Genomic DNA, 13,564 nt, shown 5'->3' with positions numbered 1-13,564 from the left:
TCGTCCTGCTATTAATTAAAAAAGTTTTTCCATTTCTTCTGCCCGTGAGATCGCACTTTGCATTGCGGTTGCGACCGTTTGCGGAAGGTGATGTTCATAAAATTGTGCTAATGCCATGGCAGTAGTACCCCCTTTTGAGGTGACTTGCTCACGCAGGGTTGAAAAGGCGGTTTCATTTTGTGATTTGGCGAGCGCGATGGCACCTTCGGCAGCGTTTAACACTAATTCATGTGCTTGCTCAGCAGTATATCCCAGATTTTCCGCGGCTTGTTGCATTGATTCCATAAACAAAAAGAAATAAGCGGGTGAGCTGCCTGTAACAGCAATAATATTATTTATTTCTTGTTCTTTTTTGCACCAGATTGTTGTCCCAACACTCTGCATGAGTTGTTCTGCGAATTGCTTGTCTTCAGTACTTACTGTTGCTTCGGCATATAGCCCGCTGACTCCCTTACCCACCAGCGATGGCGTATTCGGCATAATACGGATCAACCGCAACGGTTGGGCTAAGTAATCATGGTAACGCTGTGAAGGGATCCCAGCGGCAATGGTTAATAGTAGTTTTTTACTGAAGTCAGCCGCATTTTGCAGTGGTTGGCAGACTTGTTCCATCATTTGCGGTTTTACTGCTAAGACAATCACATCGGCTTGTTGTACAGCGGATACATTATCACTACTACTGATAATGCCATATTGTTGAGCTATTTTATCACGGCGAACAGGGGTTGGTGAACAAACCGTGATCATAGAGGCAGGGTAACCATGGCTAACTAATCCAGCAATAATTGCATTCGCCATATTTCCAGCGCCAATAAATGCGATTTTTCGATGTTGCATGCTGTTCTCCTTATTACCGTTGATAGTCTCGAGCACCAAAAATAGCGGTACCAATTCGTACTAGGGTAGAACCACAATGAATGGCCGCTGCCATATCATCAGTCATACCCATAGAAAGGGTATCGACACTAGGGTAGTGTGCTTGTAATTGCTGATACGCGTTTTCCATTTTGCGGAAAACTGAGCACTGGCGTTGATAATCAGTTTCAGGTGCAGGGATTGTCATTAAGCCACGTAGTACTAAATTAGGCTGTAGACTGACATACTTAGCAAGTTCGTCCAGCTGCTCAAGTTGGATCCCTGATTTACTGTTTTCATCACTAATATTAATTTGAATTAATACGTTTAATGGTGCTTTATCGCTAGGGCGTTGATCATTAAGGCGCTGAGCGATTTTTTCACGATCAAGGGTATGAAACCAATCGAAATGTTCAGCAACAAGACGGCTTTTATTTGATTGTAATGGGCCGATAAAGTGCCAAACGAGATCGGTCCTATCAGAGAAAAATTGGATTTTTTCAACACCTTCTTGAACATAATTTTCACCGAATTGACGCTGCCCAGCTGCAATGGCCTCTAAAATAGCGTCACAAGGCTTGGTTTTGCTAACCGCAAGAAGTGTGATGTCATGTGAAGAGCGATGACATTCTGTGGCCGCTTGTTCAATGCGTGCTTTTACATCAGAGATATTACTTTGAATGGTCATTATTCTGTTCAATTACATTAGGTGGATAATCAACAATGCCCCTAGTGTAAAGCATATTGCTTTATAACGGCACCTTTGCGTGCGTAGATTAATAAAAATTACACGACAAAAGATAACCTTTATATTTATAGGTGCTGATCAAACCAACTTTCTAAGATCACAACCGCAGAAGCGGAGTCCACTTTGCCTTTACTTAAAGCTCGGTAGCCACCTTGCTCAAATAGATCGGCTTTTGCAGCAACCGTTGAAAGACGTTCATCGTGAAGCTCTACCTTTACACCAAAACGACCATGAATACGATTAGCAAAATTACGTGCTTGGCTGGTCACTAATTGTTCTGTACCATCCATATTTAAAGGAAGGCCGACAATCACTAATTGTGGTTGCCATTCCTTCAAGAGTTTTTCTATTTGTTGCCAGTCAGGGCGACCGTCATTGGCTTTGAGGGAGGTTAAAGCGCGAGCTGTGCCAGTAATTTCTTGGCCAATGGCAACGCCAATGCTTTTTGTTCCGAAATCAAAGGCGAGAAGTGTTCTGCTAGACATTATGCATGCCCTGCCTGCATAGAAATAGTTTGAATATTGATCCCCAATAGATTTGCAGCTGCTTGCCAGCGATCTTTGATTGGTGTGTTAAAAACCAGCTCTGGCGTTGCTTCGACAGTTAACCAGCTATTTTCCATGATTTCATTTTCAAGTTGGCCTGGTTCCCAGCTTGCATAGCCTAATGCAACTAAAGATTGTATTGGATGGCGTTCGCTACCAAGGGTTTCTAAAATATCTTTAGACGTGGTGACCATCATATCATCATTAAGGTGCAAACTAGATGCAAACCCTTTGATTGGCGTATGTAAAATAAAACCATGCTCTTCAGCAACGGGACCACCTGCAATCACCGGTTTTGCTAGGTTACTTGCATTTGTGTCAGTAGAAATCGTAATTTCTAACTTTTCCAACATAGTACTGACCGAAAAGTCATCAATAGGTTTATTAATGACGATCCCCATCGCCCCTTTTTCATTGTGCTCGCACACATAGACCACTGATTGCTCAAAATAGGGATCAGTCAAGGATGGCATGGCTATCAAAAAATGATTTTGTAAGTTCATAAATGGGTTATTTATTGCCTACTTTGATCGGTTGATTAGGAAAAGACGAGTTCTCGCCTTTTCATCTTAAATATACTTGAAACAATTCAAGTTACATGTCGCTGAGCATCATCAACACACACATAACTTGAAGTATAACGGATAGAAAATATTATTTTCTGATATCGCGCTCAATAGCATCCATCAGCATACCTGTAATGGAAACATCATAAGCAGCTTCAATTTCACGAGCACAAGTTGGACTTGTCACGTTAATTTCAGTCAGTCTATCACCAATAATATCCAGTCCAACAAAATAGAGGCCTTTAGCTTTTAAGGTTGGTGCAACAGCGCGGGCAATGGCCCAATCACTTTCACTAAGAGGGCGAGCCTCACCACGTCCACCAGCAGCAAGGTTACCACGGGTTTCCCCTTGTGCAGGAATACGAGCAAGGCAGTATGGGACAGGTTCACCATCAACCACTAACACACGTTTATCCCCCTCTTTAATGGCAGGAAGATAGTTTTGTGCCATGCAGTAACGCGTTGCGTGTTCTGTCAGCGTTTCAATGATAACACCGACGTTAGGATCATCTTGTTTCAGGCGGAAAATAGATGCGCCACCCATACCGTCAAGAGGTTTAAAAATAACATCACCATGTTTTTGGTGGAATTCACGTAGTTGTTTAGCACTACGGGTGACGAGGGTATCTGGTGTTAATTCAGGGAACCATGCCGTAAACAATTTTTCGTTACAGTCACGTAGGCTTTGTGGTTTGTTAACAATCAAAGCGCCGGCTTGTTCGGCTCGTTCAAGGATATAGGTTGCGTAAATAAACTCAGTATCAAAAGGGGGATCTTTACGCATTAAAATCGCGTCAAGAGAGCTGAGGGCTATATCTTGTTCAGACTTGAATTCATACCATTTGCTTGGGTTTTCTTCGACGGTGACAACCTTAGTGGTTGCGCGTGCTTCGCCTTGGTATAAATAGAGATCATTCATCTCCATATAGTGAATTTCATAACCACGACGTTGAGCTTCCAGCATCATAGCAAAACTAGTATCTTTCTTGATTTTAATGGATGAAATAGGATCCATTACTATACCGAGCTTGATCATTTTTTCTCCTTAACCTAGGTCACCTAGGCGCACTTGTAGTGCGGTGATTGCGGTTAGCGCAGTCGTTTCTGTTCTTAATACTCTTGGCCCTAACAAAATATCGGTAAATTGATAATTGGCTGTCATGGCGATTTCTTCATCACTTAACCCACCTTCAGGGCCGATTAATAGGCGAACTTTATTTAATTCGGCGGGCAATGTATTGATACTTTGTGTTGCTCTAGGGTGTAAATTGATTTTAAACCCACCGTCGTCCTCTGCACACCATGCTTCAAGAGATTGGATAGGACGGATTTGTGGGATGCGGTTACGACCACATTGCTCACAAGCGGCAATGGCTATCTTCTGCCACTGTAGTAATTTTTTTTCGAGTCTTTCGCCATCTAAACGCACGCCACAACGTTCTGACAATAATGGCGTAATGGTATTAACACCAAGTTCTACCGATTTTTGAATGGTAAACTCCATTTTCTCACCGCGGGAAATGACCTGCCCAAGGTGCAAATCTAATGGTGATTCTCTGTCATCAAATTGGCTGCTGACAATATTGACCGAGACTTTCTTTTTACTTGCTTCTGATATTTCAGCGCTAAAAACCTGATTTGTCCCATCAAATAACTCAAGCTTTTGGCCTGCCGTCATGCGAAGAACGCGGCCGACATGGTTAGCAGCATCATCGTCAAGAGCGATTGTTGTATTGGTTTGGAGTGGCTCAGGGTGATAAATGCGTGGGATGCGCATAATTTTTCCTTAAAAAATACAAGGTTAAAAATACAGATAGCAAAAATAAAATATGGGGTTTAAATCCCTAAATGCAAGGGAGACACTTAAGTTTATAGTGATTTGAACCGTTTTTGTAGTCTACTTTGTGTGGCATTGGTAGGGTGTATATATTTAGTGGATTTAAAAAACTCGTTGATTATAAAGGATAAAACGATGATTTACATCGGAATTACTGTGTATGGAGAAAAGACGAATCACGGTATATTGTTAGCATATAACGAGTATATACACGTCATACTGCAAGTTACAGGGTTGTTGATTACGCTCAGTTAGTCGAGTTACATAGTTTATCTCTGCTTCTCGCCTACCTTCGCTTGTCGCCTACCTGCATCTTGAATTATTTAGAGTATAGCGGCACTAAAGGAATGGGTAAGGAAGACTCTAATGCTATTTTCTGTCGAGCGGATTTATCACAAAATTACCAATAATCTCTCTCTTTTACCTTTTCATTATACTGATGGCATTATCTCTTCTATTCTTTCAGCTTTAACATTGTGTCGAGGTAATTTTTGTCTTGAAAATATTAACGGAAAATGTTTTTTTGGATTGTTCGAAAATAGTTGTTATGACCGACTGTTATTGATGATCATTCTTATATTTTTATCCGCAAAGAACACGCAGTGGTGGTTACAATATATTCCAGTTAAATATTTTCATAAAGAACGAATTAACATTAAGACTATATGGTTAGTACTGTTATACCTTCCTTTAATATTTATTAATACGTTATTAAATAATGAGTTAATAATTATTGCCTTATTCACTTTCTTTTTAAACATCATGGTTTGCCTATTTATCATTGACCTTAAAACGGGTTATCTCCCTGATATACTTGTTTATCCATTATTGTGGGCTGGTTTGGTATATCAAAGTTGTATAACACAAGGCAATGTGGTTTCTGCTGTATATGCGGTTGTGATTAGTTATCTTTCCATAATGCTAATCACTATGATCATGGAAAAAATCCGCCAACGCCCACAAATGGGGCGGGGGGATTTAAAGCTGATAGCTGCTGGTGCTGCATGGATAGGTCTGATGGATTTACCCTATTTTTTAGCCTTAGCTGCTGTGTTTGGTACAATACATTATTGCATTGCTTATCACATTAAAAAGCACAACAACGTGCTTCATGCGATTCCATTTGGGCCTGCGATTACACTCAGTGCCAGTTATTGGTTGTTTGCACCTTCACTCAATCCATTTATTATAAAAATAATGGGTTAAATTTAATGGCTGGTTGCAACTATTGAATCTAAAAACTGCTGCCATTGTTCTACATCGCTTAAATAGTTTTGTAATGGCACGCGCAACCATTTGCCCTGTTGCTGGATTAATAATGTTGGGAAGCCTGAAGAGCCTGACTGTGCAAGTAATTGGCGACTATAGTGAATATGCTGTTCTAGATTATCGCCACCTTGTTGTAGGTAATCGCGCTGATATTGCTCAATATCCAAATCTATTTCATGTGCGATTTCTAATAGAGTATTGGGTTCGCTAATATGTCGACCTGAAACATAATGAGCATGTTGAACCGCTTTTAGCATAGTTAGTGCTTTGTGTTGCTGAGCTGCTGCAAGGATAGCTTGCAATGGTGGTGCGGAATCAAGTACCAGATCTGGCTCATCCAACATGTTTAGGTATTGCTTACCAAACACTTGTCCCGTCATAGCGGCAATGCGTTTATCCGATTGTTTAATATGTTCACGAAACTGATTATCCATATGTAAACGGGATGCACCTGCAAGCATTCCTCCGCCATGAAGTTCTAAAGCAATATTAGGATGAGCATTCGCAATTTCAATGAGTGGTGATGCACCATAGCACCAGCCACAAAGCGGATCATAAATATAATGTAGGGTTATTTTACTCACGGTTTATCCTCTATTAATGTCGTGGCCGAGCTAAGTCGGCCAACCATGATTATTTTATTGTGGCCACTGCATTTCGCCTTTGATAACTTTGGCACTCAATTCTAGGCTCGATTTGTCATCAAGGTTAGGGTAAGCCCCTTCCATTTTACTGGTTAGCATTTTGGCATCTTTACTCTGTTCTGCCATCGATTCAAATGTATTCAAATATTGCTGAGTAAAAGTAACTGTACCTAAATCCATTTTTGAATTCCCCGTGAAATGACCGGGAACAACGATTTCAGGTTTTAGCGCTTGAATGCCTTCTAATGTTTGTTGCCAATGTTGACGAGATAGTTTGGTTTGGGTATCAGCAATCCAAATGTGGATATTATCTGAAACGACAACACCGCCAACGACAGCCTTAAGTGACGGAACCCACACATAGGTGCGATCAGGGGCTGGGCCATCACTCCCTTTAATGAGCAAAGTTTCACCATCAACAGTAAAACTATTACCTTGTATCACATCCGGAACGACTAGTGCTGTCGGAGCTTGCTCTTTAAGTACTTCACCCCAATACGCCAATTTACCATCTTTCGATGCTTTAATGGCTTCGACAGTTTCTTTTGTTGCGACCACTTTTGCATCTGGAAATGCTTTGGTGATGGTATCTAATCCAAAGTAATAATCAGGATCTGAATGACTGATATAAATAGTTGTTAATGTTTTATTTAATGCTTTGATTTTATTAACCAGAGCTTGAGCATCATTTTTTTGAAATTGAGCATCGATTAAAACAACTTCCTTATCACCGCTAATAATTTCAGAAGAAACAGGGAATACACTGTTATTTCCTGGGTTATAAACATCGAGCTTTAGATCGGCGGCCTGAGCTAATGAGGTACTCATCAATAGAATTGAGGCGGCAACTGCTGTGTGTAGTTTCATCATTTATTTCCAATTGTTGGTTAGTTTGTCTCATCTGTCTGGAATAGGTGTATATTAAATTGCAATAATGATGAGAAAAACGCCATAATGAGCAAATGTTTGTTGCATAAATCGGTCAAATAGATGGATAGGCTAACGGCAGTTCAAGTTTTTATTAGTATTGTAGAGCAGGGCAGTATGAGTGCTGCGGCGGATCAATTGGATATGTCGCGTGCGATGGTAACGCGTTATCTTTTTGAAATGGAACAATGGGCGGGGGTACGCTTACTGAACCGGACAACCAGACGATTGAGTTTAACTTCGGCTGGAGAAAGCGTTTATCAGCAAGCACTTAAATTGAATGCATTGTCTCTAACATTGCCTGTACAACAAAAACATGATGCTAATGAACTAACAGGTTTGGTGCGCATTAGTTGCGCACAGTCAATTGCTAGTCAAGTCCTTTCCGTCGCAATGACAGAGTTTCTTAACCAGTATCCTAATATGGCGATTGATCTGAGCATTACCAACAAAGCGGTAAACTTAGTTGAAGAACGGATAGATCTTGCGATCCGTATTACTAACCAATTAGAGCCGAGTTTAATTGCAAAACCATTATCAACTTGCCATTCGGTGATTTGTGCCGCCCCTTCTTTTTTAAAAGATAAAAAAATACCGGTTAAACCTGAAGATTTAGCCCCTATGGAATGTTTAACTTATAATTTCTTCGGCCGCAGTTTATGGCGATTTGAAAAGAACGGTGAGCCTTTTTCTGTGTTAGTGGGGGGGCGATTAAGCGCTGATGAGTCTGTCTTTTTATCTCAAGCCGCATTAAATGGAGCCGGTATTGCAATGCAGCCCTATTTATCGGTAAAAAAATACCTTGAATCGGGAGAGCTTATCCAATTACTACCAGATTATACACCGCAGCCACTTGGGATTTATGCGGTTTATACCAGTCGGCAAAATATGCCTACAACATTAAGGGCGGTATTAGATTTTCTTGGTAATTGGTTTGCAACCTCGGAATATTGGTTATCAATGCTCCAACAGCGCCACACTTAAATCCCGCTCTGTTTGTGCAAATATATCTTGTAAATAGCGAGTGAAAACATCTGATAACTCTGAGGATGGGCGATGAATGGGTTTTATTAGGCTTACGGTAAATGGGATCGCAAAGCTAAGCGGTCGAATAATAAGCTTACCAGATGATTGCTGATGAAAATCTAACGCAGTAATTGGATTGACGATTGAAATACCAATGCCTTTTAGTGCCATCGCACAAATCGATGATGCCGAATGGGTTTCCATCACCATTTTTCTGTCTATTTGCTGTTGAGAAAAAATGGCATCAATGACTTGTCGATAGCTATCAGTCAGTGAGAGGCTGATAAAACTTTGCTGCTGAAAATCAGCTGGTGTCAGTATTGCCTTACTTTCAAGAGGATGGCCGCTTGGTAAGACACAAACTTCATTCAGTGAGCCTAATGTCAGTTGCTCAGTACCGGGTGGGGTTTGCAAATGCTCGGTTAATCCAAAATCATAGCGCTGAGCTGATAACCACTCTTCTAAAATGGGAGATTCCTGCGGGATAACCGTTAAACTCACTTCAGGGTAGTCAGCCATAAATTTTTGGCAAACATGCGGCAATAATGATTGTGCGAAAGCCGGTAAACAAATGACAGAGAGTTGAGCGTTATCAAAGCGGCGGATCGTCTGCGCCGAGTTTTTTATACGTTCTAATCCATAATATGAACGCTCCACTTCTTCAAAAAAACGTAGCCCCTGAGTGGTTGGTTTTAAACGACCTTTAATACGATCAAACAATTTAAACTGTAATAGGTGTTCAAGCCGAGCCAGCTCACGGCTGATTGTTGGCTGAGAGGTGTTCAGTAAGAGTGCCGCTTCAGTTAAATTTGGCGTGGTCATTACTGCCCGAAAAATTTCAATATGCCGCCAAGAAAATGTGTTCATCGCCAATCCTATATCAAAAGTGAATAGATTCTAACAAAATGGATATTTTTTTTCCCGACTATTCTCTGAATAATAGAAGGTATAATAAAAATGGTTAGAGGATCTATACTCCAAGTGATGCGAGTTGCCGTTAGGCGACAAACGAAGATAGACGGGGAGCATAGATAAACTATCAACAACACTGAAACTTGAAGGATTTCGGGTATACAATGACATCATTTGCAACCACCACAAGCCAATATTTAACACCTGAAAATCTACGTGCTTTGCCTGAGCAGTTTGGGACGCCATTATGGGTGTATGACAGCGCCGTTATTATTGAGCGTATACAACAGCTCAAAGTATTCGACACGGTGCGTTTTGCACAAAAAGCCTGCTCTAATATCCATATTTTACGTTTGATGCGTGAACATGGTGTCAAAGTCGATTCTGTTTCACTAGGCGAAATTGAGCGTGCTTTAGTCGCTGGTTTTCAGGCGGGTCGTGAAAAATCAGAAATAGTATTTACGGCTGATGTACTTGATAGAGCGACACTAGCACGTGTTACAGAGCTAGATATTCCTGTTAATGCAGGCTCAATCGATATGTTGAGTCAAATTGGTGAACAAAAACAAGGGCATCCAATTTGGTTACGTATTAACCCAGGCTTTGGTCACGGTCACTCACAAAAAACCAATACAGGTGGTGAAAACAGCAAGCATGGTATCTGGTATCAAGACTTACCAGAGGCACTCGAACAAATTCGTCGATATGACTTATCGTTAGTCGGATTGCATATGCACATTGGCTCTGGGGTAGATTACCAACATCTAGCCAATGTCTGTGATGCAATGGTCGAGCAAGTCATTTCGTCAGGTGTTGATATACAGGCGATTTCGGCTGGTGGTGGGCTATCAACACCGTACCGTGAGCAAGATGAAATTATTGATATTCAACATTATTACAGCCTATGGAATAGTGCTCGTCAGCGTATCGAGCAACATTTGGGGCATAATGTTGAACTGGAAATAGAACCGGGACGTTATTTAGTTGCGGAGTCTGGTGTGTTAATCGCCGAAGTTAGAGCAGTTAAACATATGGGTAGCCGTCACTATGTGCTAGTGGATAGTGGTTTTAATGATTTAATGCGTCCAGCAATGTATGGCAGCTATCATCATATTTCTGTACTCCCTGCCGATGGACGATCACTCGAAAATAGCGCACAAACAGAAAGTATCATTGCTGGGCCATTATGTGAATCAGGTGATGTGTTTACGCAGCAAGAAGGCGGTATGGTGGAAACTCGCTTATTACCAGAGGTGCAGATTGGCGATTATTTAGTGTTCCATGATACAGGTGCATACGGTGCTTCCATGTCATCAAACTACAACAGCCGTCCATTATTACCTGAAGTACTACTGATTAATGGTGAGCCAAAACTGATCCGTCGTCGCCAAACCATCGAAGAGTTATTGGCGCTAGAACTTTAATTCTTGTCTATAAATATATACCGTAAATAATTTGAGATGCAGGTAGGCGTAGTCAACCTCCTGCATCTTGAAGCATGACAAGGGGAGATATTGTCATATTGATAGTATCTTTCGTTTTCAATATGTACCCGAAATTCTCCAAATTTCAGTGTGTTGATAGTTTATGTATACTCTACCCGCTTCATCTTCATTTATCGTCTAGCCACACCTTAGTTTATTTTAAGTATAAATAATTTTATGCTATCTGTTTTTTATCAGATAAATAAAAAATAACCTTAATTAGTTATTTTTTATCTTATAGTTTAATGAGATAATTTTTTTGTGTTAGCTTTCTGGTAATGATTTAAGTCTAATTTTTAGTTTATATATACTGTTATTACTGATTTAATTTATTTGCTAATTAAGTTTTATCACGTATTTTTAATTGTTTATAATTTATTTCATTAATTAATGAGGTATTGATTGAAAATATTCACAATTGTTTTGTTTGTGTTATTTCTATCAGGATGTTGTATTCTTAATAAAGAGCGAGAGGAAATTACCCCTTCATATAGAATGTTAAATTATAACTATCCATCTAATTATATTAAATTTGATAATTCTATAAAAGATAAAAATCCAGAGCCTAGAAATTTAAATGATTTTTTAAATGTAAAATTTAAATCTGAAAATGGCGATGCGGAAAGTAGTTTTTTAATGTCTATGCTACATTATAATGATTCTAATTGTAGTAGTATTATTATATTAGATACTAAACCGAACCAGAATTGTCTACTTGCTGTTGAATACCTTAAAAAATCACTTGAGCAAAATCCTGAGTATGATTTAGCACTGTTTGAACTTGGTAAAATGTATGCTGAAGGTATTGGGTTCAAAAGAAATCGTCAAAAAGCAGTTTATTATTTAGATAAGGTAATGAATAAGGGGGAAAAAGGTAGTGAATTAGCATGTGAGTATTTGATTTATCTTCATATCAGTAATGATGATGGCGAAGGTGTCGATTTAAAACAAGCTCAACATTATGCTGAAATTGGCATGAAAAATGGAAGTCAATTTTGTACTAGGCATTACGGTAGCTTTAAAAAACTAGATTAATAGTAGGTTAAATATTAATAAAAGGATTTGAAATGGAAATAAATATACTCTAAATAATTTTAGGAGCAGATAAGCGACAAGCTAAAGTAGCAGCGGAGCATAGGTAAACTATGTGACTTGGTTAGCTAGATGCAGTTAACACCTCTGCAACTTACAGTATAACGAGTAGATATCATCTAATAATTACACACCTTACTGCATTAGAAGGAAAACACAGATGAGGGTGAATTAAATATTTAAAATATGATTACCGCTGCTTCATTCTTTTTTAATATTTTTTACCTCACAATATTTAATAGGTTCTAGTTTGCTTAGATATTTTTACATTATTTTTGTTTTTTTTATAAGTGGTTGTATGGGCTGTCAAGAAACCTATAAGGAGCGCCCTTCTTATAGAATGCTTGACTATAAATTACCTAAAAAGGAAATCATATATCAAAGTGATCTCAATATATCGGTTAAAGAACCTAGAACAATTCAAAATTTTAATCAATTGAAAGATAAAGCTAGGAAAGGTGATGTGTATAGTCATTATCTCTTATATCTTATCTATTTTGATGACTCGAATTGTTCTGTAAAAAAACGTGTTCCCGATGAAAATTGTTTATTAGCTATTAATTATTTAAATAACAGCATTGAATTACAACCTGATTTTGAACCTGCGTTATATCATTTAGCTATTCTAAATAAAGTTGGTATCGGTATGGATGTTAATTTAGAAAATAGCATTCGCTATTATCAGAAAGTTATTGATTTGAATGGAAGATATAGGGGGGATGCTATTGGATCTCTAGTGGATATCTATTTGTATAACAAAGGTCATATTGATAATAGGGTGAGTAAAGCTAAGTTCTATATTGATATGGGGGCAAAGGAGGATTGCTTTCAATGTTTACTGTATCAAAAAGATTGGTTGAGTGTTGTTAATAGAATGAATTATTTACATCAATTAAAATAAAACATTAGAACTGTGGTCGTCATAGTGATTTTAAGCTTGTTTATGATATTTTAAAATCACTATGATAATTTAATATTAATTACAAACTATAGCAGTTATAACTTACTGTTAATATTGACCTTGTGATGCAATACCCGCTAACATTGCCATCATTGTCGAGAAAAAGAATAAGAAAAATACGACAGAAAATACAACGCTAATAATAAAATAGATTAATCCAGCTCTATTCCATGTTTCTTGTACTTTCATGAAGGTTTCTTCTGAATCATAGTCACCATTCTTCCAAGCCCATTCATTACCTTTGAATCCACAAACGAACATCCATATTAGATTAAATACTGGGATTAGCATCAATAACGGTAAATAAGATTTATTTCCAAATCCCCAGATGATATTAAACATAAACGCGCCCCAGTTCCAACGCTTGACCCCTTGTGGTACTTCCTTACTTGAATAAGACATATGATATCTCCATTAATAAACTTGAGAGTTATTGATTTCACTCGCTACAGTGAAAATAGCGGGAGATATTAATATAAGAATTGTTTAAGTTAAATTTATTTATATAGTAATAATGTTACTAAAGATGTAATTACTCTTTATTAGAGATGTTTAAGTCGAATAATGATAATGTTAGTGAAGTTTAATTAAAAAAATAAAAACTAGCCCAATATAAAAGGCTAGTTTTTATATCATTAAATATACTTGCTATGCTTCAAATCTGAGAGGGGCTACATTTAGTTAGGCAGGTTACATCG

The 13,564-nt window shown here is 38.6% G+C and carries 15 protein-coding genes; 5 read left to right on the top strand and 10 right to left on the bottom strand.

The features are described from left to right. Positions 1-15: 15 nt before the first annotated feature. The 6 genes from proC to rsmE all read right to left on the bottom strand — a co-directional run bounded on the left by proC (position 16) and on the right by rsmE (position 4,491). On the bottom strand, positions 16-837 hold the full coding sequence (gene proC, locus SC428_RS14375; protein ID WP_140182037.1) for a pyrroline-5-carboxylate reductase: 822 nt from the start codon (positions 835-837) through the stop codon (positions 16-18). 13 nt (positions 838-850) lie between these two features. After that, the gene (locus tag SC428_RS14370; RefSeq protein WP_140187577.1) at positions 851-1,543 is read right to left on the bottom strand and encodes a YggS family pyridoxal phosphate-dependent enzyme; all 693 of its coding nucleotides are present in this window, start codon (positions 1,541-1,543) and stop codon (positions 851-853) included. A gap of 125 nt (positions 1,544-1,668) precedes the next feature. After that, complete coding sequence (ruvX, locus tag SC428_RS14365) at positions 1,669-2,088, bottom strand: Holliday junction resolvase RuvX (protein ID WP_272580319.1); 420 nt, start codon at positions 2,086-2,088, stop codon at positions 1,669-1,671. Next, positions 2,088-2,651, bottom strand: a complete 564-nt coding sequence (locus SC428_RS14360; protein WP_070926564.1) for a YqgE/AlgH family protein — start codon at positions 2,649-2,651, stop codon at positions 2,088-2,090. Before SC428_RS14360 ends, ruvX begins: the two co-directional genes overlap by 1 nt. A 151-nt stretch (positions 2,652-2,802) precedes the next feature. Continuing rightward, positions 2,803-3,750: a glutathione synthase gene (gshB, locus tag SC428_RS14355; protein WP_140182033.1), complete on the bottom strand. Its 948-nt coding sequence runs from the start codon at positions 3,748-3,750 to the stop codon at positions 2,803-2,805. 9 nt (positions 3,751-3,759) lie between these two features. Further along, a complete protein-coding gene (gene rsmE, locus SC428_RS14350; protein WP_070926560.1) occupies positions 3,760-4,491 on the bottom strand; it encodes a 16S rRNA (uracil(1498)-N(3))-methyltransferase in 732 nt (243 codons plus the stop codon). Between the two features lie 426 nt (positions 4,492-4,917). Here rsmE and SC428_RS14345 point away from each other — a divergent pair, with 426 nt between their 5' ends. Then, positions 4,918-5,757: a prepilin peptidase gene (locus tag SC428_RS14345; RefSeq protein ID WP_233445776.1), complete on the top strand. Its 840-nt coding sequence runs from the start codon at positions 4,918-4,920 to the stop codon at positions 5,755-5,757. Positions 5,758-5,759: 2 nt separating this feature from the next. On the opposite strand, the gene SC428_RS14340 is transcribed toward SC428_RS14345, so the two are convergent. Together SC428_RS14340 and SC428_RS14335 are read right to left on the bottom strand one after the other, a co-directional pair. After that, positions 5,760-6,404: a DsbA family protein gene (locus tag SC428_RS14340; RefSeq protein WP_272580316.1), complete on the bottom strand. Its 645-nt coding sequence runs from the start codon at positions 6,402-6,404 to the stop codon at positions 5,760-5,762. A gap of 54 nt (positions 6,405-6,458) precedes the next feature. Beyond that, the gene (locus SC428_RS14335) at positions 6,459-7,331 is read right to left on the bottom strand and encodes an MBL fold metallo-hydrolase (RefSeq protein ID WP_412544695.1); all 873 of its coding nucleotides are present in this window, start codon (positions 7,329-7,331) and stop codon (positions 6,459-6,461) included. Between the two features lie 123 nt (positions 7,332-7,454). On the opposite strand from SC428_RS14335, the gene SC428_RS14330 reads away from it, so the two are divergent. Next, a complete protein-coding gene (locus tag SC428_RS14330; protein WP_318708307.1) occupies positions 7,455-8,375 on the top strand; it encodes a LysR family transcriptional regulator in 921 nt (306 codons plus the stop codon). On the opposite strand, the gene SC428_RS14325 is transcribed toward SC428_RS14330, so the two are convergent. Further along, positions 8,349-9,284, bottom strand: a complete 936-nt coding sequence (locus tag SC428_RS14325; RefSeq protein WP_070926553.1) for a LysR family transcriptional regulator — start codon at positions 9,282-9,284, stop codon at positions 8,349-8,351. The genes SC428_RS14330 and SC428_RS14325 overlap by 27 nt on opposite strands. Positions 9,285-9,493: 209 nt before the next feature. Between SC428_RS14325 and lysA the strand changes: the two genes are divergently transcribed. From lysA to SC428_RS14310, 3 genes are all read left to right on the top strand, one after another. Beyond that, positions 9,494-10,753 (top strand): diaminopimelate decarboxylase, encoded by a 1,260-nt coding sequence (gene lysA / locus SC428_RS14320; protein WP_070926551.1) that lies wholly within the window; start codon positions 9,494-9,496, stop codon positions 10,751-10,753. A 462-nt stretch (positions 10,754-11,215) separates the two neighbouring features. After that, positions 11,216-11,848, top strand: a complete 633-nt coding sequence (locus SC428_RS14315; RefSeq protein WP_318708300.1) for a tetratricopeptide repeat protein — start codon at positions 11,216-11,218, stop codon at positions 11,846-11,848. A 355-nt stretch (positions 11,849-12,203) separates the two neighbouring features. Further along, the gene (locus SC428_RS14310; protein WP_318708298.1) at positions 12,204-12,806 is read left to right on the top strand and encodes a hypothetical protein; all 603 of its coding nucleotides are present in this window, start codon (positions 12,204-12,206) and stop codon (positions 12,804-12,806) included. 108 nt (positions 12,807-12,914) lie between these two features. Here the strand turns inward: SC428_RS14310 and SC428_RS14305 are convergent, their stop codons facing one another. Then, positions 12,915-13,268: a ribonuclease G gene (locus SC428_RS14305; RefSeq protein WP_070926544.1), complete on the bottom strand. Its 354-nt coding sequence runs from the start codon at positions 13,266-13,268 to the stop codon at positions 12,915-12,917. Between the last annotated feature and the right edge of the window lie 296 nt (positions 13,269-13,564).

Source organism: Providencia sp. 2023EL-00965, assembly GCF_033550225.1.
Classification (GTDB): domain Bacteria; phylum Pseudomonadota; class Gammaproteobacteria; order Enterobacterales; family Enterobacteriaceae; genus Providencia; species Providencia manganoxydans.
The sequence above is the reverse complement of the archived record's forward strand: the minus strand, read 5'-3'. Positions and strand labels throughout refer to the sequence as shown.